At 29.7% G+C, this 24,117-nt stretch carries 23 protein-coding genes; 5 read left to right on the top strand and 18 right to left on the bottom strand.

The window, feature by feature from the left end:
* Nucleotides 1–17: 17 nt before the first annotated feature.
* Complete coding sequence (locus BS62_RS10265) at nucleotides 18–863, bottom strand: uroporphyrinogen decarboxylase family protein (protein ID WP_496491180.1); 846 nt, start codon at nucleotides 861–863, stop codon at nucleotides 18–20.
* A gap of 144 nt (nucleotides 864–1,007) precedes the next feature.
* Here BS62_RS10265 and BS62_RS10260 point away from each other — a divergent pair, with 144 nt between their 5' ends.
* Complete coding sequence (locus BS62_RS10260; protein ID WP_496491179.1) at nucleotides 1,008–1,979, top strand: SpoIVB peptidase S55 domain-containing protein; 972 nt, start codon at nucleotides 1,008–1,010, stop codon at nucleotides 1,977–1,979.
* Nucleotides 1,980–2,066: 87 nt separating this feature from the next.
* On the opposite strand, the gene yunB is transcribed toward BS62_RS10260, so the two are convergent.
* Nucleotides 2,067–2,753 (bottom strand): sporulation protein YunB, encoded by a 687-nt coding sequence (yunB, locus tag BS62_RS10255; protein WP_496491178.1) that lies wholly within the window; start codon nucleotides 2,751–2,753, stop codon nucleotides 2,067–2,069.
* 46 nt (nucleotides 2,754–2,799) lie between these two features.
* The gene (gene tyrS, locus BS62_RS10250) at nucleotides 2,800–4,020 is read right to left on the bottom strand and encodes a tyrosine--tRNA ligase (protein ID WP_496491177.1); all 1,221 of its coding nucleotides are present in this window, start codon (nucleotides 4,018–4,020) and stop codon (nucleotides 2,800–2,802) included.
* A gap of 201 nt (nucleotides 4,021–4,221) precedes the next feature.
* On the opposite strand from tyrS, the gene BS62_RS10245 reads away from it, so the two are divergent.
* Complete coding sequence (locus BS62_RS10245; protein WP_496491176.1) at nucleotides 4,222–6,870, top strand: transglycosylase domain-containing protein; 2,649 nt, start codon at nucleotides 4,222–4,224, stop codon at nucleotides 6,868–6,870.
* A gap of 45 nt (nucleotides 6,871–6,915) precedes the next feature.
* Here BS62_RS10245 and BS62_RS10240 read toward each other — a convergent pair whose 3' ends face one another.
* The 10 genes from BS62_RS10240 to BS62_RS10195 all read right to left on the bottom strand — a co-directional run bounded on the left by BS62_RS10240 (nucleotide 6,916) and on the right by BS62_RS10195 (nucleotide 13,946).
* Nucleotides 6,916–7,347, bottom strand: a complete 432-nt coding sequence (locus BS62_RS10240; protein ID WP_496491175.1) for a spore germination protein — start codon at nucleotides 7,345–7,347, stop codon at nucleotides 6,916–6,918.
* A 5-nt stretch (nucleotides 7,348–7,352) separates the two neighbouring features.
* On the bottom strand, nucleotides 7,353–7,715 hold the full coding sequence (locus tag BS62_RS10235) for a SpoVA/SpoVAEb family sporulation membrane protein (protein WP_496491174.1): 363 nt from the start codon (nucleotides 7,713–7,715) through the stop codon (nucleotides 7,353–7,355).
* Nucleotides 7,716–7,726: 11 nt separating this feature from the next.
* A complete protein-coding gene (spoVAD, locus tag BS62_RS10230) occupies nucleotides 7,727–8,749 on the bottom strand; it encodes a stage V sporulation protein AD (protein WP_496491173.1) in 1,023 nt (340 codons plus the stop codon).
* Nucleotides 8,750–8,764: 15 nt separating this feature from the next.
* Entirely contained in the window at nucleotides 8,765–9,226 is a 462-nt protein-coding gene (gene spoVAC / locus BS62_RS10225; protein WP_496491172.1) for a stage V sporulation protein AC, read from the bottom strand.
* 4 nt (nucleotides 9,227–9,230) lie between these two features.
* Nucleotides 9,231–9,647, bottom strand: coding sequence for a stage V sporulation protein AB (locus tag BS62_RS10220; protein WP_496491171.1), 417 nt, complete (start codon nucleotides 9,645–9,647; stop codon nucleotides 9,231–9,233).
* On the bottom strand, nucleotides 9,647–10,246 hold the full coding sequence (locus BS62_RS10215; RefSeq protein ID WP_496491170.1) for a hypothetical protein: 600 nt from the start codon (nucleotides 10,244–10,246) through the stop codon (nucleotides 9,647–9,649). The genes BS62_RS10220 and BS62_RS10215 overlap by 1 nt, the downstream gene beginning before the upstream one ends.
* Before the next feature lie 71 nt (nucleotides 10,247–10,317).
* Nucleotides 10,318–11,088, bottom strand: coding sequence for an RNA polymerase sporulation sigma factor SigF (gene sigF / locus BS62_RS10210; protein ID WP_496491169.1), 771 nt, complete (start codon nucleotides 11,086–11,088; stop codon nucleotides 10,318–10,320).
* An 11-nt stretch (nucleotides 11,089–11,099) separates the two neighbouring features.
* Nucleotides 11,100–11,534 carry an anti-sigma F factor gene (gene spoIIAB, locus BS62_RS10205; protein ID WP_496491168.1) on the bottom strand — a complete coding sequence of 145 codons (435 nt, stop codon included), beginning with the start codon at nucleotides 11,532–11,534 and terminating at the stop codon, nucleotides 11,100–11,102.
* 15 nt (nucleotides 11,535–11,549) lie between these two features.
* Entirely contained in the window at nucleotides 11,550–11,885 is a 336-nt protein-coding gene (gene spoIIAA, locus BS62_RS10200) for an anti-sigma F factor antagonist (protein WP_496491167.1), read from the bottom strand.
* Nucleotides 11,886–11,981: 96 nt separating this feature from the next.
* Nucleotides 11,982–13,946 carry a molybdopterin-dependent oxidoreductase gene (locus tag BS62_RS10195; RefSeq protein ID WP_496491166.1) on the bottom strand — a complete coding sequence of 655 codons (1,965 nt, stop codon included), beginning with the start codon at nucleotides 13,944–13,946 and terminating at the stop codon, nucleotides 11,982–11,984.
* Nucleotides 13,947–14,048: 102 nt separating this feature from the next.
* On the opposite strand from BS62_RS10195, the gene BS62_RS10190 reads away from it, so the two are divergent.
* A complete protein-coding gene (locus BS62_RS10190; RefSeq protein WP_496491165.1) occupies nucleotides 14,049–15,281 on the top strand; it encodes an LL-diaminopimelate aminotransferase in 1,233 nt (410 codons plus the stop codon).
* A gap of 119 nt (nucleotides 15,282–15,400) precedes the next feature.
* Here BS62_RS10190 and BS62_RS10185 read toward each other — a convergent pair whose 3' ends face one another.
* Both BS62_RS10185 and BS62_RS10180 read right to left on the bottom strand, forming a co-directional pair.
* The gene (locus BS62_RS10185) at nucleotides 15,401–16,993 is read right to left on the bottom strand and encodes a DEAD/DEAH box helicase (protein ID WP_496491164.1); all 1,593 of its coding nucleotides are present in this window, start codon (nucleotides 16,991–16,993) and stop codon (nucleotides 15,401–15,403) included.
* A gap of 134 nt (nucleotides 16,994–17,127) precedes the next feature.
* Nucleotides 17,128–17,256: a hypothetical protein gene (locus tag BS62_RS10180; RefSeq protein WP_496491163.1), complete on the bottom strand. Its 129-nt coding sequence runs from the start codon at nucleotides 17,254–17,256 to the stop codon at nucleotides 17,128–17,130.
* A gap of 347 nt (nucleotides 17,257–17,603) precedes the next feature.
* Between BS62_RS10180 and pflB the strand changes: the two genes are divergently transcribed.
* Both pflB and pflA read left to right on the top strand, forming a co-directional pair.
* Entirely contained in the window at nucleotides 17,604–19,832 is a 2,229-nt protein-coding gene (gene pflB, locus BS62_RS10175) for a formate C-acetyltransferase (RefSeq protein WP_496491247.1), read from the top strand.
* Between the two features lie 212 nt (nucleotides 19,833–20,044).
* The gene (gene pflA, locus BS62_RS10170; RefSeq protein WP_496491162.1) at nucleotides 20,045–20,788 is read left to right on the top strand and encodes a pyruvate formate-lyase-activating protein; all 744 of its coding nucleotides are present in this window, start codon (nucleotides 20,045–20,047) and stop codon (nucleotides 20,786–20,788) included.
* A 10-nt stretch (nucleotides 20,789–20,798) separates the two neighbouring features.
* Here pflA and thiI read toward each other — a convergent pair whose 3' ends face one another.
* The 3 genes from thiI to BS62_RS10155 all read right to left on the bottom strand — a co-directional run bounded on the left by thiI (nucleotide 20,799) and on the right by BS62_RS10155 (nucleotide 23,943).
* Complete coding sequence (gene thiI / locus BS62_RS10165; protein WP_496491161.1) at nucleotides 20,799–21,971, bottom strand: tRNA uracil 4-sulfurtransferase ThiI; 1,173 nt, start codon at nucleotides 21,969–21,971, stop codon at nucleotides 20,799–20,801.
* 16 nt (nucleotides 21,972–21,987) lie between these two features.
* Complete coding sequence (locus BS62_RS10160) at nucleotides 21,988–23,139, bottom strand: cysteine desulfurase family protein (RefSeq protein WP_496491160.1); 1,152 nt, start codon at nucleotides 23,137–23,139, stop codon at nucleotides 21,988–21,990.
* A 195-nt stretch (nucleotides 23,140–23,334) separates the two neighbouring features.
* A complete protein-coding gene (locus BS62_RS10155) occupies nucleotides 23,335–23,943 on the bottom strand; it encodes a lactate utilization protein (protein WP_496491159.1) in 609 nt (202 codons plus the stop codon).
* Nucleotides 23,944–24,117 lie beyond the last annotated feature (174 nt).

Raw genomic sequence — 24,117 nt, 5'->3', positions numbered from 1 at the left:
TTAAATAAAGGATGCTATTAAGCATCCTTTATTTTTTTATTATAATAATCCCCCGCGTCAAATAGTGCCTTTATATTTAAACTTGGAGTTTGCTCAGGTAATATACATCCTGTACTAAATATATAATTATCTATGTTTTTTAAGTTAATATTTAACTGAAGAGCATTATTATAAATTTCTTCATAGTTTGATTTTAAAACAAACATGGGATCTGTATTTCCCATTATTACAATATCTTTAGGCACTTTGTTTATAATATCAATTAAATTTACATTTTGGTCTAAACTAATACATTGAGCTTTAGTTTTTACCATATCATCTATTATATCTGTAACATCTCCACATATATGTAGAAATCCAAAAACATCAGTGTTTTCAAATATTTTTTTCAGATAGTTTCCACTAAATTCATTAAATTTTTCTTTTGAAAGTAAATATGCCATAGGCTCTGCTATCCATAAAAGATTTGAACCTAATTTTTCCATAAGTTTTACATAATCAATCATTAAGTCAGTCATATTGTTTATTATCTCATGTGCATATTCTGGATTATCATTACATATATCTTTAGACATATTTATATCCATATAAATACATGCACAAGTAAATGGACCAAAAAATCCACTTCCTACTAATGCATTGCTTTCTTGTTTTTGTTTTTTAAAGTTTTTTATATATTTATTTATTATCTCATCTTTTAAATAATTTTTATTTCTTAATATATTACATATTTCATCAAAATGAATACAATCATATATTATATCGTGTCCTAGAGTTTTATTTCCTCCAAGTGGAGCTATGAGTCTTTTATTTTTAGACTTTATATAATCTATCAACTTGAGTTTATGCTGATATATTTCCATATTATTCCCCCATATAAATTTATCAATGAATACATCATCTTTCCAGACATTAAAAAATAATTATTGTAAAGAATAAACTTAACACCAACTTTTAAAAGAAACATAAAATCAACTTGTTTAAATCTGAAGAAAGAAGGTGGTTCAATGTATTTTAATTTTAAAAAAGTAATAAAATGTTTTGTATTTGCTTTCTTACTATATTTTATCTCCACAGATAATATTTATGCAAATTCTTCAAAAAATAATGAAGAAATTTATTTAACACCTATTGGTAATGTAATCCAGATAGATGCAGAGTTAGAAAATATAATTGTTAGAAGTTCTTATTCTGGATGTCCATTTCAAGTTGGAGATTATATTCTCGATATAAATGGAACTCCTATAAAAAATCAAAATATATTGAACGATGTAATAGATAATTTAGGCAAAGATGAATCTGTTGAAGTAAAATTAAAAAGAAACAATAGAGATTCTGTGATACGTACAGATAAATCAGTACTTGAAAATATTAATTTTAATAATTTATTGTCCGGTTTTGCTACATTAACTTATTTAAATCCCAAAAATAAAGAGTTTGGTGCAGTTGCCCATCCTATAAGTTTGGGAAATGCTAGGAAAATCCCTATAAAAAATGGTGAGATATATTCTACATCTAAAGTATATGTAGAAAAATCATTTAGAGGTAATGTAGGTTCTATAAGTGCACAAAAAGAAAATGTAATAGGTAATTTTAATAATAATACTGAATTTGGTATACTTGGAAAAATAAATGATAATAATTTTAATAATTTACCAAGCTATAAAGTTGCAGATTTAAGTGAAATAAAATTAGACAAAGCTTATGTTTTATTACAAAATAAAGATAATAAAATCGAAAAATATGAAATAGAAATTGTTAACATTGATAATCAAAACCATCCTCAATCTAAAACTTTTAAAATAAAAATTACTGACAAAAGGTTGTTAGATTATACTGGTGGAGTTGTTCAAGGCATGAGTGGTACTCCCATAATTCAAAATAATAAAGTAATAGGAGCTATCTCTCATGCTATAGAAAACGATCCTTCTTATGGATATGCTGTATATATTGGATGGATGTTAAAAGGGGATAAATAATTTATCCCCTTTTTCCTATTTCCAACTAATAAATTTGAGCAAGGTCTCACTTTCTAAAGGTCGTTGGCTATATGAGCGCAGCGAATTTTAGTTTTCATTATTTTGCAAGATATCTGGTATGTTTTCTTTAGGAATATTAACGTAATTTTCTGGAACATCTCCTATTATTATAGTTTCACATACAGGCACTTGAGACTTAACTTCTTGGGTAGATGTTGTCAAAGGTATAACTACTCTAACTTGAGTTTTAACTATTAAGTATATCCTATGTCTCGTTTGATTTATACCAGAAGATTCAAATTCAGTTCCAAAATTTACACCTACTGTTCCTATAGGTTCTATTGATACTTTTATTTGAGGTCCATATTTAGCAAGTAAGGGACTTCCTAAAGCTGTACCAATCGGCACATTTGCAGACCTAGTTCTTATTTGTCTTAATTCATTTTGTATTTCTAATGCTACATCTGAAGATATTTTATTCATAAGTATAGTATTTGCTTGCACCATGGATATATTTCCATTATTATCTGTTTTTATGTTCATGAGTTCTTCATATTTTATATCGTCTTTTACTATGTCTGCAACAGCTGAATTTATCGATCTGTTTGCAAGTTCTAATGCCTTTGCCTCTGCTATAACCATTATTGTAGGTCTTAATTTTGTATCTATATATATAAATGTTGATACGAGAATGAGTCCTGCTAATACAAATAAGAAAATACCTAATATTTTTCGAATTTGGTTTTGTCTTTTAATTTTCCCTAAATTTCTCAAAAAAACAACCCCCCCTTACTATTTTATGCAAGGAAAGGTTATTATGTTACTTACTAAATATTAATTTTGCAAACTTTCTCTTTCCAACTTGTATAATATCTCCATCATTAATAGATAGTTTTTCTTCACTTATTTTTTCTCCATTTATTTTTATTCCACCTTGTTTTATAAGTCTTCTTGCTTCACTTGTAGATGGAGATAATTTTAATGTAGTTACTAGTTTAGGAATAAAAAATATTCCGTCTTCTGAATCTTCTAGGCTAATTTCTAAATCTTGTATATCATCTGGTAAATTCTTTTTTTGGAATACAGATTTGAAATGTTCTTCAGCTTCAACAGCTTTTTCTTCACCATGATACAATTTTACAATTTCTTTTGCTAATGTCATTTTTAAATCTCTTGGATTTACTTTATCTTCTTTCATATCATTTTTCATTTTTTCTATATTATCTGGATGTTCATCTGTAACTAATTCAAAATATCTTATTATAAGTTCATCTGGTATAGACATTGTTTTACCATACATATCCTTAGGGTCTTCATTTATACCTATGTAATTTCCTAAAGACTTACTCATTTTTTTAACTCCGTCTGTACCTTCAAGTATAGGCATAAGTAAAGCTATTTGAGTATCTTGATTATATTCCTTTTGAAGAGTTCTTCCCATTAATATGTTGAATTTTTGGTCTGTTCCTCCCATTTCTACATCGCTTTGTATAGCTACAGAATCATATCCTTGCATTAATGGATAAAAGAATTCATGTATAGAAATAGCTTGATTATTAGTAAATCTCTTTTTAAAGTCATCTCTTTCTAGCATTCTAGCAACTGTATAATTAGAAGCTAAATTTCCTACTTCCATAAAGTTCATTTTAGAGAACCACTCTCCATTAAATCTAACTTCTGTTTTATTTTTATCTAATATTTTAAATATTTGCTCTTGATAAGTGTTAGCATTTTCTAAAACTTGTTCTTGAGTTAATTGCTTTCTAGTTTCAGACTTTCCTGTAGGGTCTCCTATCATTCCTGTATAGTCACCTATTATTATTACTACCTTATGACCTAAATCTTGAAATGCCTTCATTTTTCTTAATACAACAGTATGACCTAAGTGTATATCTGGAGCTGATGGATCTAATCCTAATTTAATTCTAAGTGGCTTATTTTCTTTAATAGATTTTTCTAGCTTTTTTATTAATTCTTCTTCTGGTATTATTTCAGCTGCACCTTTGTTAATAATTTTTAATTGCTCTTTTATATCTACCATTGAATACACCTCACACATAATTTTATTCTAAAAATAATGAATATTTTACCATATATATATATTTTGTTCAAATAATGTAATTATATAATTCTATTATCACTTATATTTTGTTGAGTGTAAATTATCTTTTTGCCATATGAAATTCCAAAAATCTTTTATATATGTTATAATTATACATTAAGATAAGGAGGTTTTATTTTAATGAGCGATAATAATAATGATAACAATAAAATCAGACGAAAAAAAGTAAGTAATTCTAAGCAAAGCCCTGAAAATAACTCAAATTCTTATCAGAGGCGCAGCAATTCTAATAAAAACAAAAAATATCTAAAGGTTATATCAATTGTATTTCTTGCGATAATGGTTTTGGGGTCTTCCATTGCAACAGCAGTTACATTTGCTGCATTAAAAAACACTGAACCTATAACAAAGAAAGTTATAGAAGACAAACTAGAAACTACATCTTATATACTAGACAGCAATGGCGAAGTAAGAAAAGAAATAAGACAAGGTGAAAAGAAAGAAACTGTAAAACTTAATCAAATCCCAAAGGATTTACAAAATGCAGTTGTCGCCATAGAAGATGAAAGGTTTTTTGAACATAAAGGTGTCGATTGGAAAGGTCTTATAAGATCTACTTTGATCACTATGTTTACTGATACTACGCAAGGTGGTAGTACCCTTAATATGCAATTATCTAAAAACTTATTAACTTCTACAGAACAAAGTATAATTAGAAAAATAAAGGATATATATTATGCACTTGAAATTGATAAAGCAATGAGCAAAGAAGACATTCTACGTGCATATCTAAATGATATGTCCATTGGTAGAGGTACAAAAGGTGTTCAAGCTGGTTCCAAAACCTTTTTTGGTAAAGATGTTAGTGAACTTACACTTGCTGAATCAGCTATGTTAGCTGGATCAACTAAGAATCCATCTAGATATTCACCTTATATAATGGATAAATTAAATGGTACAGAAACAAAGGAAGATTTAATAGATAAAATCGGCGTGTACACTAAAACTGATGGATTTGATGCTGCCACTGATGTTGAAAAAGATATGTTCTCAAAATTACTTGACTGGGGTCTTATTGATAACAAACAATATTCAGAGCTTAAAAATGGAACAATGGTTGTTAGAAAAGCAGTTCCAAGTCCCCATGCTAAAAAAAGACAGGAACTAGTTTTATATAAAATGAAGGAATTAGGATATATAACAGATCAAGAATATACTGAAGCTAAGGCATCACCTATTGAAATAAAAGTTTCTAAAGACAATGATAACAATGACACATCATATATATATGATTTAGTTGTAAAAGATGTTGAAAGAAAATTAATAGAAGAAGGATATGAAGAAGAAGAAGCATTAAATCTTATATATGGTACTGGTATTAAGATATACTCTACTATGGATTATGATATGCAAAAGGAACTAGAAAAAGATTTTGAAGATAACTCTAATTTCCCTGGAACTTATACTAATAAAAATGGTGTAGTTCAACCACAAGGTGCTATGGTAATAATGGATTATAGTACTGGTCAAATTAGAGCATTAATAGGAGGAAGACAAACTACAGGAAGTAAGTTGTTTAATAGAGCGACCAATCCAAGACAACCTGGTTCTTCTATAAAACCTTTATCTGTCTATACTGCAGCAATAGACAATGGTATGACTCAAGCAGATCTTGTTAACAGTTCTATGGGCGACTATAAGTTTAAAGACAATAATAGATGGAATCCTAAAAACTCTCATTCTATGAATGGTCAAATGACATTAAGAAAAGCATTGGAAGACTCATCTAATACAGCAGCTGTAAAAACAGGAGAAACATTGGGAAGTACCTATGGTGAAGCTGTAGATGTTATGAAGGATTATCTAAAAAACTTCGGTATAACTTCACTAAAAGAAAATGGTTCTGAGACTGATAATAATTTCAGCGCTCTTACTTTAGGTGGTATGTCAGAAGGTATATCTCCACTAGAAATGACAGCAGCTTATGGAGCTTTAGCAAATGGTGGAACTTACGTAGAACCTATTACATTTACAAAAGTTGAAACTTCTGATGGCCAAATTTTAATACAAAATGAACCTGAAAAACATAAAGTTGTAGATCCAGAAGTTGCATATGTAATAACAGATATGATGACAGCTGTTGTTGATAGTGGTACAGGAGGAAGAGCTAAACTTTCTCATGGTATACCTGTAGCTGGTAAAACAGGTACTACTAACGGAAATAAAGATGCTTGGTTCGTAGGATATACACCTCATTATGTTGCTGCAACATGGATAGGTGATGACGAAAATAATTCCTTAAAACATGGAAGTTCTATGGCAGCAGGTCTTTGGAAGCAAGTTATGAATGATGTTCATAAAAATTTAGAAGCTTCAGACTTTAAAAGACCTTCTAATATAGAATTTGCTAAAATAAATTTAAATGATGGTGGTTTATCTAGTTCTGGATATAATGCAGCTGATGCAGCATTTATAAAAGGTACAGTTCCTTCAAGGGCATCTACATCTAAAAAGCCTGAAGAAACTAACCCTAATTATCCTCTAGATCCTATAACAGGTTGGCCATATGACCCAGCAACTGGATTGCCTTTACCTGCAGATCCTGCTACAGGTAAACCTATATATCCAAGTACTCAACCTGGCACTGATCCCGGCACTGATCCTGGCACTCAACCTGGCACTGATCCTGGTACTCAGCCTGGTACTCAACCTGGCACTCAACCTGGTACTACTCCTGGTACTGAGCCTGGTACTCAGCCCGGTACTGAGCCTGGTACTCAACCCGGTACTAATACCGAAGGAAAAAAAACTGGCAAGGGTAATAATTAAACATAAAAGTAGAGGGCTTGTCCTCTACTTTTTTAATATTCTTATTTAATTATAAATTCTTAAACTAGATACATCACCTAAAGGTATATACATACCTTCTGATAATGAATTACTTTCGTTGTGATTTAACTTTACTAAAATCCCTTCATATTCTCCATCTATAATAATTGCTATTTCTCCATTTAGTATTGCCCTTTGTAGTTCATTTATATTATCAAAACACTCTGTATACGTATAGTAAACATTGTTTTGTATAAGCCTTTTTAAGTAAAAACAATTTATATAGCTATCATCTAGATTATTTAGCAAGTCTATTATTTCATAAATTATATCATTTTGAATATAGTTATTTATATATACAATATAAACTGACTTATTTTTAACCAATAAATCTTTTCCAACTATATTTTTACCTATTCCTAAACTTTTTTTTATTATATATTTACTTATATTTATATCATTAGATAATTTCATCATATCACCTATGGTTTGGTTTTTGGACTAAATATTATAGACATAAGGTATCCAAATAATGCAGCCCCAGCTATACCACCAGCTGTCGCCATAGTACCTCCTTTAAAAGCTCCTAATATCCCTTCTTGTTTTACTCCTTCTATTACTCCTTTGCCTAGTGCATATCCAAATCCAGTAAGTGGTACAGTAGCACCAGATCCTCCAAACTGGACAATAGGCTCATATATCCCTACTACGGTAAGTAAAACACCTATTGTTACGAAACTAACTAGTACATATGGAGTTTGGAGTTTAAAATAGTCCATTAGTATTTGTCCTATAAGACATATAGTTCCTCCTACTAAGAATACCTTTAGGTAGTCTAATAACATAACATCATCTCCTATTTGTTTTCAATTATAACAGCATGTGCTACACATGGTATTGATTGTTTTTGTAATGTACTTGTTGGAGATAATAGTGCTCCAGTAGCTACAAGCATAACCTTGTTAAACTCTTTTTTCATTAACTTTTTATATATATATCCTGAAAACACCGTTGCTGAACATCCACAACCACTACCACCACAGTGTACATCTTGGTCTTTATCAAATATTTCTACTCCACAATCTGTATAAACCTTAGATATATCTATACCTTGTTCTTTTAGTAAATCCAAAGCTATTTGTTTTCCTAATATCCCTAAATCACCAGTTGCTATTATATCAAAGCTATTTGGATCATCTTTTGTATCATCAAAGTAAGCAGCTATTGTATCAACTGCTGCTGGAGCCATAGCCGCCCCCATGTTATTCCCATCAGTTATTCCTTTATCTACAATCTTGCCTATAGTTGTTCTAGTTATTTTAGGACCATTTCCACTAGATGCTATTACTGCACATCCTGACCCTGTAACTGTTCTTTGTGCTGTCATAGGTTTTTGATTTCCAAGTTCTAGTGGAAATCTAAATTGTCTTTCTGCTGTAGAGAAATGGCTTGATGTAGTTCCTACAACTAAATTTGCAAACCCACCATCTACTAACATAGCTCCTAGTGCCATAGATTCTGACATATTAGAACATGCTCCATATATTCCAAGAAAAGGTCGTCCTATATCTCTAGCTGCAAAAGATGTTGAAAGTAATTGATTTAGCAAATCTCCAGCAATCATATAATCTACATTGCTTAAAACATAATCTGTTTTTTCTACTGCGGATTTAACAACCTCTCTTACCATTTTACTTTCTGCAAACTCCCAACTTTTTTCACCAAACAAATCGTCTTCTAATATTGTATCAAAATATTCTCTAAGTGGTCCCTGACCTTCCTTTGGACCAACTATAGATGCTGTAGCTATTATAACTGGCTCATTTTCAAGCTGCACAGTTTGATTTCCTACTCTTTTAGATTTATGTTTTTTTGTCATATTACTACTCCTTTCTTAGTATAGGAAATAATATATTAATCCAACTATTACAGATGTACCTATACCATATACCAATACAGGACCTGCTATTTTAAACATATTTGCTCCAACACCTAAAACATATCCTTCTCTTTTATATTCCATTGCAGGCGATACTATTGAGTTTGCAAATCCTGTTATAGGAACTATAGATCCCGCGCCAGCTCTTTTGCCTAAAATATCGTATATTCCTAGTCCTGTTAAAAATGCTCCGAGAAATACCAAGGTTATAGTCGTAGCATCTGCTGCTGGTTGTTTAGCCAACCCTAATGAGCTATATAATTGATTTATAATTTCACCTATAATACATATTAGTCCTCCAACAACAAATGCCCATATATAATTCTTAAGAAAGGTTGGTTTTGGACTTATTTGTTTTACATAATCTTTATATTCTTCATTTGAAGCTTGTTTTAAATTAGTTCTTTTATGGGTCATAATACTACCTCCTTATAAAAATAGTCCATCCTAGAAAAGACCCTAAGGTCTTTCCAATTAACAAAGAAAATATTATGTATTTAGTATATTGTGTTGCTATTTTTAATCTTCTTGATACAACTGGTATATAATCCAATACCTCTGCTAAGGAAGATGATAAAAAACCTATAAATATTCCATAGGTAATACCTGTTATAATAATTGATGATGTTCCAAAGTTAAATCTTATATTAAATAAAGAAAATATACTTCCAAATATACATCCTATTATTAAAATTAATTCATAAAACTTAATATAGTTAAATGTATTGCTTACCTGACACAACCTAGGAACTATTCCCAGTAATGTTAAAAGGGCTACTACCCCAGATCCTACTACTGCTCCTCCTGAGAATCCAAATAAAATAATTAGTATTATCACTAAGAATCACCCTTATTTTGCTTTTTAAGTTGATTTTCTATTTCTAAAGTTAGAGATTGAACTTTTAAATCTAATGGACTTGGTTCTTGTTTTGAATAGTTAGGTATAATTCTATTAAAAAATAATGCTACTCCTACTCCTATTCCTATTGAATAAAAAATTTGAAAGTATGGTAAATACTTATCTGGTTTTCCAGTTAAAACTTCAACTATAATTTTTTGTGATTCAGCCATATTTACATCTGAGTGAAAATTCATTATGGCCATTATAGATCCCATGAGCACTACAATAGTAACTAGAATAACTCTTAAAAATTTTGTATTATCTTTTTTTATACTTTCAAAGTTTATAATAATATCATCAACAACTAGCAATTTTATATTCATATCTGGATATATATCTTTTATTGACTGAATTACTTCACCTACATGTAAAACATCATATTCTATATCTATATTTTTATATTTTTTTAAAATTATATTATTTGTATCTTTTTTTATTTCTTTTGGATATATATTATATATATCATCTAAGTAAATCTCATTTTTATCTCTAGAAAAGTTTATTTTTCCTTTAGGGATTAAATATATTTCTTTCATATTATAAACTCCTCCTTAATGTTATTATTTTACAAAACAAAAAAAATAAACCCTTTAGAAAGGGTTTATTTTTATTCAATATAAGATTTTAGTTTTGAAAGAACTTTTTTCTCAATTCTTGATACTTGTACTTGAGATATATTGAGCATTTCTCCTATTTCGCTTTGAGTTTTATCTTCAAAATATCTAAGCATTATTATTTGTCTTTCTCTTTTATCTAACTTTCCTAACATTTCTTTTACAAGTAAATTGTCTACTACCTTTTCTTCTTCACATTCACCACTTAAACTTATTTTGTCAATTAATCTTATTGGAGATCCTTCTTCTTCGTGTATAACTCCATGTAAGTATTCAACAGAAGAATTAGATTCAAGGGCCATAAGCAAGTCTTCTTTATCTACGTCTATAGCTTTTGATATTTCATCAATAGTAGGTTCTCTTCCTAATTTTTTTGAAAGTGATTCTCCTTCTATTTTTGCCTTTACAGCTATTTGTTTAAGAGATCTCGAAACTTTTATCATTCCATCATCTCTTAAATATCTTTTTATCTCTCCTAATATCATCGGCACTGCGTACGTAGAAAACTTCACATTAAATTGAGGGTCAAATTTATATATTGATTTTATAAGCCCTATTGACCCTAGTTGAAATAAGTCATCTCTATCATACCCTATATTCATAAACTTTGATACAACACTTCTAACTAGTCCTAAATTGTATTCTATAAGTTTATTTTTAGAATATTCATCTCCCATCTGGGCTTTACTTATTAATTCCAAAGTTTCTTCGTGACTAAGCAACACTCTTTTCTCTTTTTCTTCTTTAAAGGCTGTTATCCCCATACTTAAAACCTCTATTCTATATTAGATGATCTTATCTTCTTTTTCATAACTATTTTAGTTCCTTCTCCTGCTATAGAAGAAACTTTCATCTCATCCATAAAAGTCTCCATCACTGTAAAGCCCATTCCAGATCTTTCTAATTCAGGCTTTGATGTATAAAGTGGTTGCATAGCCATTTCAATATCTTCTATTCCGTTACCCCTATCTTCTACTACTACTTTTATATTATCTTCTTTTATTTCACATCTTAAGTACACAAATTTACTTTCGTCTTCATCATAACCATGGATTATACAGTTTGTAACAGCTTCAGATACAGCAGTTTTTATATCTGCTAGTTCATCTATTGTCGGATCTAATTGTGACGCAAATGCTGAAACTATTACTCTAGCAAGTGATTCATTTTCAGATTTTGCTGCAAATTTAACTTCCATAAAATTATTCATATCTTTATTCCCCCTTTAAAAAGAACTAACTGCATCTTCATAAGTGTTGTAAACTCCAATTATTTTATTCATCCCTGATAAATCAAATATCTTCTTAACCTGTGTACTTACATTTATTACGCCTACCTTACCACCATCTTTTGCTATTTTCTTATATCTACCGATAACAACCCCAATTCCAGAAGAATCCATAAATCTCATATTTTTAAAATCAAATATAATATTTTTTATATTGTGTTCTGTTATTATAGCATCTAATTCTTCTCTAACTTCTCCTGCTATGTGGTGGTCTAGCTCTGCATACAAAAACTCTACTCGTAAATTCCTATTATCTATAAAACAATTCATCATTCGTATCCCCCCCTAACCCAAATTTAAAAATACATAAAAAAGTAATATTTAATAGGATTCTATAAATTCTATATTGTTTCCTTCAGAGAAATTTAACTATTTTTGTTTTATTATGTCTACGAAACTTTCGTTATATGTTACTTGGCCACCCATATCCGAACTTCCGTTGTACGTTACAAAGTTAGGATTTCCATGTTTATGCCACCAACCTATATACATATGAATTATATCGTTAGGAATATCATCATTTATATATAGTTCTACTTCTACTTCTCCATATTGTGATTTTAAAGTTACTTTTTCTCTATTTTCAATATTATATTTACATGCCATTTCTTTATTTATACTAGCCTTTGAATTTCCCTCTACATCTAGGAAGTGTTGACTAAAAAGAGAGTTTCTTGGGTGTGTAGTTATAAGTCTTATCTTCTTCTCTTCCTTACTACTAGTATATATAGGTATAGGGCTTTGATTATCTGCCTTTGCCTTATTTGAGTATAGTTCATATTTTTGAGATGGTGTTTTAAATTTCAGATTTTCCCAAGCTATCTCATTATGTATAGTTATGTAATTCTTCTTTATCTTTTCTAGTGTTATAGACGAATCTATATTTTTCAATGGTTCAATGACTTTATTTAGATATTCTATCTTAGAAACATAAGGATAGTTTTTCATATCCATTTCTTTGGCTAATTCCATAAAGAAGTAATATTCATCCATAAGTTTATATCTAGGCTCTAAAGCTTTCTCATTATATATTATATACGGACTACCCATAGAACTATATATTATATCTTCTGTTTCTAGTGTATTTGTACAAGGTATAAATAAATCACAATGTTCCCCTGTATCTGTCATAAACATATCTATACATACTTTAAATTCAACATCTTTAAAGGCATCTATAGCTTCGTTTAAATTTGGCCATTGATTAAGAGGATTTGCCTTAGAAACCATAATTAGTTTTACAGGTGTTTCTTTTTTCTTATTTATAAAATTTGCAAAGTTATGTACATTAAAATACCTATTGTTTTCATATTGTGAACTATTATATGGGTCTAAATTTAAAACGTCTGGATAAACTCTATTTGCATAGTTTACCCCTCCTCCTACTTTTCCTATTTGTCCTGTTATAGCACATAATGCATCTATAGCTCTTATTGTGTTTCCACCATTTTTATATTTTTGAAATCCATATCCTAAATATATTGTGTTGTATTTATCTTTTGAGTATATATATGCCATATCTTTTATTGTATCTATGTCAACTCCACATTCATTTGATAAATACATAATGTCTAAAGTATCTAAATATGACTTATATTCATCAAACCCTAAAACATATTTATTTATAAACTCCTCATCATATAATTTTTCTTCTATTATTATTTTAGCCATAGCCATAGCTAGAGCTCCATCTGTAGATGGATTTACTCTTATATATTTATCTGCTATTTTAGCGCTATCAGTATATATTGGATCTATAACTATAATATTAGCCCCGTTTAATTTAGCCTTTTTTATCATTTGCATAGTATGTAAACAGGTATTAGAAGGATTTCTTCCCCAAACAAATATGTTCTTAGAATTTAACATATCTTCTAATGAATGACTTTTTACATCTCCGAAATCATATCTTTGAGCTTGTATTCCTGCTCCCCAACATGTACTCCCTTTTGATCTAGTTATGCCACCATAAAAGTTAAAAAATATATCTTGTATTCCCTTAAGTATAGACCCACTTCCTGATTCATAATAGTGAAGTATAGATTGTGACCCATATTTTTCCTTATAATTTTCTAATTTACTTGCTAGTAATTTAATAGCGTATTCAAAACTTATTTCTTCCCATTTTCCGTCTACTTTAAGAAGCGGTTTATATATTCTATCTTTATGGTTTAACCTTTCCATATGTTTTTTACCTTTTATACATATAAAGCCTTTTGTATATGGATGGTTTTTATCTCCTTCTATTTTTATAACATTTTCATTTTCTACATAGACATTGAACTTACAACAGTCCCAACAATCTAATGTGCATCCATGACTTATAATTTTCAATTAAATCACTCCTTTAGAAAAGATTGTACCCAAAATCACTTTATTTAATATTATAATCATATACTCATATTTTAGCATAATTAATTTAACTGGAGGTATACTATGAGTTTTATAGACAACAAGATTTCGGACAGAATGGGTGGGCAAGACTTTTTTAATAACACAAAATCATATAAGTTTGAAAAAATTAAAAAAGCCAAAGAAGAAGCAATTGCGAACAATCCTAATATACCATTTATAGATATGGGTATAGGTGAACCAGATAAAGCAGCTGACAAGGCTATGGTTGATATATTATATATGGAGGCAGGCAAACCTGAAAATAGATGGTACTCAGATAATGGTATAATAGAGTTCCAAGAAGCAGCTTGCCGATATCTAAAATCAATATATAGACTAGACAATTTAGATCCTCAAAAGAATATTGTACATGGCATAGGTTCCAAACCAGCTCTTGCTATGATACCAATAGGATTTATAAATCCTGGTGATATAAGTCTAATGACAGTTCCTGGATACCCTGTTATGGGGACTTATACTAAATTTATGGGAGGAGAAATCTATAACCTTCCTTTACTTCCACAAAATGGATTTTACCCAGATTTAGATAATATACCTAAAGATATATTAAATAAAGCAAAACTTCTTTATATAAATTATCCTAATAATCCTACAGGACAAGTAGCAACAAAAGAATTTTATGAAAAAGTCGTAGATTTTGCATATAAAAATGATATATTCGTAGTATCTGACTTAGCTTATGGTTCGCTAACCTATGATGGTTATAAACCCCTTAGCTTTTTATCTGTAGATGGAGCTATTGATGTAGGAATTGAACTTCACTCTTTATCAAAATCATTTAATATGACAGGATGGAGACTTGCATTCGTAGTCGGAAATGAAAAGGCTATTAAATTATATAGTACCATAAAAGGCCATACTGATTCAGGGCAGTTTAGGGCTATACAAAAATCTGGTATATATGCTCTAGATACTCATGAATTATTTAATCAAAATTGTAGAAGATATTCTAGGAGATTCGACTTATTAGTTAAGATATTAAAGGAAGTCGGTTTTGATTCATATAAGCCTAAAGGTGGATTTTATTGTTATGTTCCTATTCCCAAAGGTACTAAAGATGGAGTTATCTTTAGAAATGCAGAAGAAGCTTGTGAGTATATATTACTAAATAGTTTAGTATCTACTGTTCCCTGGGATGATGCAGGTAGTTTTTTAAGATTTTCTGTAACCTATGAGGCTCAAGACTATGAGGAAGAAGTAAAAACAATGAACGATTTAAAAGAAAGGCTTTTAAAATTAAACTTAGTATTTTAAAATTCGCTTTGCTCATGTCGCCAACGACCTTGAAAAGCAGATCCGTTGCTCAAATATAAAAAAAGGTGCCATAGGCACCTTTTTAAATTTCCAACTATTTAACTTGAGCGTAGCGAATTTTATTTTCTTCTAGCACTTGCTGGTTCTATATTTATTTTATTTCCTTTTATCTTTATTTGTTTCATTTTATCAAGTACCTTTTTAGCATGTTGTTTAGGTACTTCAACAAATGTATATTTGTCATGTATATCTATAGTTCCTATTAATTTACCTGGCATTCCCGTTTCACCAGCTATAGATCCCACTATATCTTTTGGTTGTATTTTTTGACTTTTACCTATATTTATAAATAATCTAGTCATTCCTGCTTCTGAACCATTGTCAAATGTTTCTTCTTCTACTATTTCTTCTTTTGCATTATTATTCCCTAAAGACATTTTAACAAGCGCAGCAGTTATATCTAATAGATCAAATTCTTCTTCTTCATAGAAAGCTTCTATCCATTGTCTTTCCTTTGCTATATGACCTTCTTCAATTGCCCCTTTTACCTTTTCAAAGAAAGAATTTATTTTCTTTTCTTCAACATCTGCAACTGATGGTATATCATGTTTTTCAAGTTTAGATTTTGTATATCTTTCTATATCCTTTAATTTTCTCATTTCTTTTCCGAATATAAATGTAAATGATACACCTTCTCTACCTGCACGTCCTGTTCTACCTATTCTGTGTACATAGTATTCTTCGTCTTGTGGTAAATCGTAGTTAAATACACATTCAACGTCGTCTACATCTATTCCTCTAGCAGCAACATCTGTAGCAACTAATATATCTATAGTACTATTTCTAAACTTATCCATAACCATATCTCTTTGTGCTTGCTTTAAGTCTCCATGTAATGCATCTGCAAAATATCCTCTAGCTTGTAAATCTCCTACTAGCTCATCAGCGCCTCTTTTTGTGTTACAGAAAACTACCGATAATTTAGGATCATAAACGTCTATTAATCTACATAGAACTTCTAATTTATTAGCTCTTTTAGTTTCTACATAGTATTGTTTTATGTTAGGAACTGTAAGTTCTCTACGTACAACTTTTATATGTTCAGGATTTTTTTGATATAATTTAGTAAGTTCTAATATTTCTTTTGCCATAGTAGCTGAGAAGAATGTAGTTTGTCTACTTTCTGGAGTAGTTTCTAGTATCATTTCTATATCTTCTCTAAATCCCATATCAAGCATTTCATCAGCTTCATCTAATACAACTGTTTTTATATTATTCATCTTTAATGTTTTACGTTTAATATGGTCTATAACACGTCCTGGTGTTCCTATTACTATTTGTACTCCGCCCTTTAATGATCTTATCTGTCTATCTATAGGTTGTCCTCCATATATAGGAAGGATTTTTATCCCTTTCATATATGTGGCTAAATTGCCTATTTCTTTTGATACCTGTATAGCTAGTTCTCTTGTCGGACAAAGAACTAAAGCCTGTAGGCTTTTATCTGATTGGTCCACCATTTCAAGTATAGGAATACCGAAAGCTGCTGTTTTTCCCGTTCCAGTTTGCGCTTGTCCTATTATGTCTTTTCCTTGTAATATTTTAGGTATAGCTTGAGCTTGTATAGGAGAAGGCTCCTCAAATCCCATATCCGCTATTGATCTTTTTACTTCATCACTTAAAGGTAATTCATCAAATCTAATTTTTTCCATATTTTATATCCTCTCCGTTTCTATTTTATCTTAACTTAACAATTATATATTTTATTTTTATAATATGCAATTAATATTTTCTACCTTATCGCCCTTTTTTATACGTAGAAAAAGCCCTCTTAAAGGACTTTTATTTAGTCATATACAATATCTATAACATAGTCATCTATAGTAGGTATAATTAAAATAATCAATATCATAACCCGAAAATCTATAATTAAATTTTGATCTACCATAATTATTAACTTTAATTTTCTAATCATTTATGGCATCTCTCTATAATACTCTATTTTAAACATATTGTCTATAGTTAAATTATATTACATGTTTTTATATTTAAATTTTACTTCATTTATATAATTTATTAATCTATGTTTTTATTTATATTATTTTGGGTAAAATTAAAATATATTAATAATGTAATTTTTAGTAATTTAAGATTCAGACAATTAAAATAATATTTAAAATTTGATATTTATTTACTATTTTAACTCTGCTACTTTGTGTATACAAAGTACTTTTCCTATGTTATTATAAATACGGTTAATACATACAAAATACCTAATTAGGTGTTATATTATATATTTTATGAAGGAGGAAACCCATTATGATGAAAGCTTGGGAAGGTTTTAAGACTGGGAAATGGGACAAGGAAGTAGACGTTAGAGATTTTATACAATTAAACTATACTCCATATGAAGGTAATGATTCTTTCTTATCTGGTGCTACAGAAGGAACAAAAAAATTATGGGATGAAGTTTCTCAATTAATGAAAAAAGAAATAGAAAATGGCGGAACACTAGATGTTGACACTAAGACAATTTCTGGTATAGATGCTTATAGTGCTGGTTATATAGATAAGGAGTTAGAACAAATAGTTGGTGTTCAAACTGATGCTCCTCTTAAAAGAGCTGTTATACCATATGGCGGAATAAGAATGGTTGAAGCTTCTTGTGAAGCTTATGGATATGAACTAGATCCAATTATAAGCGAGATATTCTCTAAATACAGAAAAACTCATAATCAAGGTGTATTTGATGCTTATACTCCTGAAATGAGAGCTGCTAGAGGTGCCGGAATAATAACTGGTTTACCAGATGCTTACGGCAGAGGTAGAATAATAGGTGACTATAGAAGAGTTGCTTTATATGGTGTTGATAGATTAATAGAAGATAAAACAGCTCAAAAGAAAACTTTAGACTCAAGTCCTATGACTGAAGATGTAATAAGATTAAGAGAAGAAATATCTGATCAAATAAAAGCTTTACAAGCTTTAAATACAATGGGATTAAGCTATGGATATGATATATCTAAGCCAGCTCAAAATGCCAAGGAAGCTGTTCAGTGGACATATTTTGCATACTTAGCTGCTGTTAAAGAACAAAATGGTGCTGCAATGTCTATAGGTAGAGTTGCAACATTCTTAGATGTATATATGGAAAGAGATATAAAAAATGGAGTTTTAACTGAAGACGAAGCTCAAGAAATAATGGATCATTTCGTTATGAAATTAAGAATGGTTAGATTCTTAAGAACTCCTGACTACAATGATTTATTCTCTGGAGACCCAACTTGGGTAACTGAGTCTATAGGTGGTATGGGTGAAGATGGTAGAACGTTAGTTACTAAGAGTTCATATAGAATATTAAATACTTTATATACATTAGGACCTGCTCCAGAGCCAAACTTAACTGTACTTTGGTCAAATAATTTGCCAGAAAACTTTAAGAAGTTCTGTGCTAAGGTGTCAATAGATACAAGTTCTATCCAATACGAAAATGACGACTTAATGAGACCATATTGGGGAGATGATTACGGCATCGCTTGCTGTGTCTCTGCAATGAGAATAGGTAAACAAATGCAATTCTTTGGTGCAAGAGTTAACTTAGCTAAAACTTTACTATATGCTATAAACGGTGGTATAGATGAAAAGAAAGGTAATCAAGTAGCTCCAAGCTATGCTCCTATAACTTCTGAATACTTAAATTACGATGAAGTAATGGAAAAGTTTGAGTTATATACTGATTGGTTAGCTTCTCTTTATGTAAATACACTAAACGTAATACATTATATGCATGATAAGTACTCTTATGAAGCAATAGAAATGGCATTACATGACAGAGATGTATTTAGAACTATGGCTTGTGGTATAGCAGGACTTTCAGTAACTGCTGACTCTTTATCGGCTATAAAACATGCTAAGGTTAAGGTTATAAGAAATGAACAAGGTTTAGCCGTTGATTATGTAATCGAAGGTGACTATCCAAAATTCGGTAATAACGATGAAAGAGTTGATGAAATAGCTACAGACTTAGTTGAAAGCTTTATGAATAAAATAAGAAATACAAAAACATACAGAGATGCATATCATACTCAATCTGTATTAACTATAACTTCTAACGTTGTATATGGTAAGAAAACTGGTAGCACTCCAGATGGTAGAAAAGCTGGTGAACCATTTGCTCCAGGTGCTAACCCTATGCACGGAAGAGATACTAACGGATCTTTAGCTTCATTATCATCAGTTGCTAAATTACCATATGAACATGCTCAAGATGGTATATCTTACACATTCTCAGTAGTACCTGGTGCTATTGGTAAAACTATGGAAGAAAGAGTAAACAACTTATCAGCTATGATGGATGGATACTTTGCTCAAAATGGACACCATATAAATGTCAACGTATTTGACAAAGAAACATTATTAGATGCTATGGAGCATCCAGAAAACTATCCTCAATTAACTATCCGTGTATCTGGATATGCTGTTAACTTTATAAAATTAACAAGAGAACAACAATTAGATGTTGTAAATAGAACATTCCACGAAAGAATATAATAATATTAAATAAAAATCATCAAAGTATTTTAAGTGTGTAAACCCTACTACAGTTTACACACTTTTTTTACTAATTAATCAATACATTTATGGACATTGTATACAATATGTTTTATAATTAATATATAGAAAGTAGTACAATGTATATAATTTAAAGTTGAAATATTATTTATTATAAATTAATTATAGATTTGTTAGAGGGGTGAGTTTATATGAGCATCAAAGGAAGAGTTCATTCTATAGAAACCTTTGGTACAGTTGATGGACCAGGTATCAGGTATATATTATTCATGCAGGGTTGCCCTTTAAGATGTAAGTACTGTCATAATAGAGATACATGGGATACTAAAGGCGGAAAAGAATATACTGTAGATGAAATAATAAAAGATGTAAAAAAATACTCTACTTATATGAAATTTTCAGGCGGCGGACTAACAGTATCTGGTGGAGAAGCTACATTGCAGCCTGAATTTCTTAAAGAATTACTTATGGAAGCAAAAGCTAATGACATACACACGGCTCTTGACACGTCTGGCTTTGTAGATATAGATGTTGTAGATCCTATACTTGATTACACAGATTTAGTTTTACTTGATATAAAACATATGAATAAAGAAAAGGCTAAAGAATTAACAGGGGTTACTAACGATAAAACGATGGCTTTAGCTAAACATCTTTATGATAAAAATATACCTGTTTGGATTAGATATGTATTAATCCCTGGAATAACAGATTCTCAAGATGATTTAGAAGCCCTAGGGGAGTTTGTATCAAACTTAAGCAATATAGAAAAGGTAGAAGTTCTTCCTTATCATATTTTAGGAATGCATAAATGGGAATATATGGGACTTGAATACCCACTAAAAGGTGTTCCTGAAGCTACTAAAGAAGATATAGAAAAAGCAAATGAAGTTTTATCAAAATACAAAATCGAAATAAAAAGCAGAGCTTCATAAGCTCTGCTTTTTAATATTCAAGTTCCTCTACTTCCATATTATCTATTGCTTCTTTTATAAGTTCCTCTACATTTAATTTTGACTGAGATTCCTCTATTTTCTCTAATCTAGGCTTTGTTACAGGTTTTTTAGGTGAGAAAACAGTACAACAATCTTCTTCTGCTATTATAGATGTCTCGTAAGTATCTATTTTTTTAGCCATATCTACTATTTCTGACTTATCCATAGCTATTAAAGGTCTGAATACAGGTATTGATACCGCTGCATTAGTACAAGTTAGCCCTTGTATTGTTTGTGATGCAACTTGTCCTATACTTTCTCCTGTTATAAGCGCATTTGCATATCTTTTTTCTGCTATAACCTGGGCTATTTGCATCATAAATCTTCTAGATATTATAGTCATTTCTTCTTCTCTACAGTTTTTTGTTATTTCCTTTTGTATATTAAGTAAATTAACTTTATGGAGTCTTATTTTTCCACAATATTTAGATAGTATTTTAGCTAAATCTCTTACCTTTTCTTGAGATTGTTCATTAGTAAATGGATAGCTATGGAAATGTACAGCTTCTACTTCTACACCTCTTTTAGCAACCATCCAAGTTGCTACAGGGCTATCTATTCCTCCTGATAAAAGGGCTATAGCTTTTCCGTTAGTTCCAAGAGGCAATCCTCCATACCCTGGTATAGCATCTACATATGCAATAGCACAATCTTGTCTTAGCTCTGTACTTACTCTTATTTCTGGTTTATGAACATCTACATTTATTTTGTCTCCTAAATTTGATAATAAATAACCACCTATATCTAAGTTCATTTCCTGAGAAGTTAGTCTAAAGCTTTTGTCCCCTCTTCTACTTTCTACCTTAAATGTTTTAGCTCCATTATTTACTTTTTCGTCTAGTAATTTAAGTGCAGCTTCTTTTAATTTTTCATAATCCTTTTCAGTTTTTATAACAGGACTTACAGATACTATCCCAAATACTTTTCTAACTTCTTCTATTACCTCTTCATAATCATAATCATCTAAATTTATATATATTCTACCGTATTCCTTATATACATCAAACTTTCCTATTGGCTTTAATATATTTCTTATATTTTTTATAAGCTTATTTTCAAATATATATCTATTTTTTCCTTTTATTCCTATTTCTCCGTATTTAGCTATAATTGCATTATACAAATTCATCACCTCATATTTATCTTTTTCTTATTATATCCCTTAATTCTGTTACTGACTCTTTTACTATTTTCACAGCACTTATAATATCTTCTTCGCTATTCATATTTGATAAACTAAATCTTATAGCACCTTCTATTTCTTCATGTTTTAATCCCATAGCTAAAAGTACATGGCTACCTTTTTTCTTAGAAGAACAAGCTGATCCTGTTGATACATATATATTTTTTTGTTCTAAATAATGCAGCAATATCTCGCCTTTTATCCCAATAAAAGATACATTTAAAACATGACATACTCCATCTTCTGGAGAATTTATTTTTATATTATCTATATTATTTTGTAACTCTTTTTTTAATATGTCTTTAAGTTTACTTATATTAGATATATTTTCTTTTAAGTTTGACATAGTTATTCTTATAGCTTCTCCAAGTCCATATATTCCAGGTACATTTTCAGTCCCAGATCTTATAGAACTTTCTTGTCCTCCACCTGTTATAATAGGTTTTAGTCTATTATTTTCTTTTATATACATAAACCCTATACCTTTTGGCCCATGTATCTTGTGTCCACTAACACTCATAAAATCTATATTATATTTACTAGGTCTAAACTCTATTTTCCCGAATGACTGAACTGCATCCACATGAAGATACACCTTTTTTTCTAATGAAGATAAGTAATTTCCTATTTTATCTACAGGTTGTATACTTCCTACCTCATTATTCACATGCATTATACTTACTAATAAAGTATCATCTCTTACAGAATTTTTAAATTCATCAAAATCTATTATTCCTTTTTCATTTACTTTAAGGTATGTAACTTCAAAGCCTTCACTTTCTAGATCTTTAAATGTATGAAGAACTGATGGATGCTCTATTTCTGTAGTTATAAGATGCTTTCCTCTTTTTTTATTTAGATTTGCCACACCCCTTATTATTGCATTATTTGATTCTGTACCTCCAGATGTGAAGAATATTTCCTTATCCTTAGCTCCAATAGACCTTGCTATATCTTGTCTTATTTGTTTTATAGTTTTTTCAACTATAATTCCTTTTTTATGAATAGATGATGGATTACCATATTCAATAGTTAAAGCTTGAATCATTTTATTTATAACTTCATCGTAAGGTTTTGTAGTAGCGCTATTATCTAAATATATTTCCATATATTCACACCAACTTTCTTCTTTGTTATTTAATATAAACTACTAATTTTATTTTTTGCATTTTTGATTTATATATTTCAAAAAGTCCCAATATTATTTTAAAACTTTATATAAAGTAGTAAAATAACATGGGACCTTTTTTGTCTCTATTATAATATATATTATTTATCTATTTTTGTAAATAAATGTAACCTATTAGTATCCTATATTTTCATTTAGTATATAAACCTCAAAATCTACAAATGGAGGCTTTTGCTCAATAATAGTAGTTACCGTACACATTCTATCAAGACTCTTACAATCACTACAGTTTTCAGTTACTGCACAAGGAGTTTTTCTTTCTAACCTTCTTGCATTTTGAGGACAAGCAACAGTTTTTATTCTATTCATAGCATCATCATAATCTTTGGCTATTTTATTTAATCCACATATTATTCTAACCTTTTTAGGACCAAAGAACATGGCTGCTACTCTATTTCCATTTCCATCTATATTTATTATTTTTCCATCTTGTGTTAAAGCATTACAACTAGTTAAATACACATCTGAGAATAAAGCCTTTTTAAAAAGTTCCATCCTTTTTTCTGGTTTCACCTTCCAGTGCCATAAAACATCATTTCCTCTATCACATAATTTATCGTATATACCTAAAGATTCAACTGTACTAGTACCACCTATAGCCACTAGCTCTTCAATAGATATTTCTTTTAACAATTCTTCAATTAATTCTTCTCTATTTTCAAAATACTTGCTATTAATTTTTCTTTCTGATAGGTTTTTCATAACATATTGAATCATTTCCATAACCAAATACACTCTCCCTAAATTTTTATATGTTATATTAAATTATATATTATATTTTAATAAATTTTAATATTTTTTTAAAAAACTATTGCAAACTTTGTCGCAATTTGTTATTATTAATACATGGTTATCCCCCTGATAACCTTAATAAAATCTCTATTCCCAATACCCCTT

It is taken from the genome of Sporacetigenium mesophilum DSM 16796 (assembly GCF_059569055.1).
The sequence above is the reverse complement of the archived record's forward strand: the minus strand, read 5'-3'. Positions and strand labels throughout refer to the sequence as shown.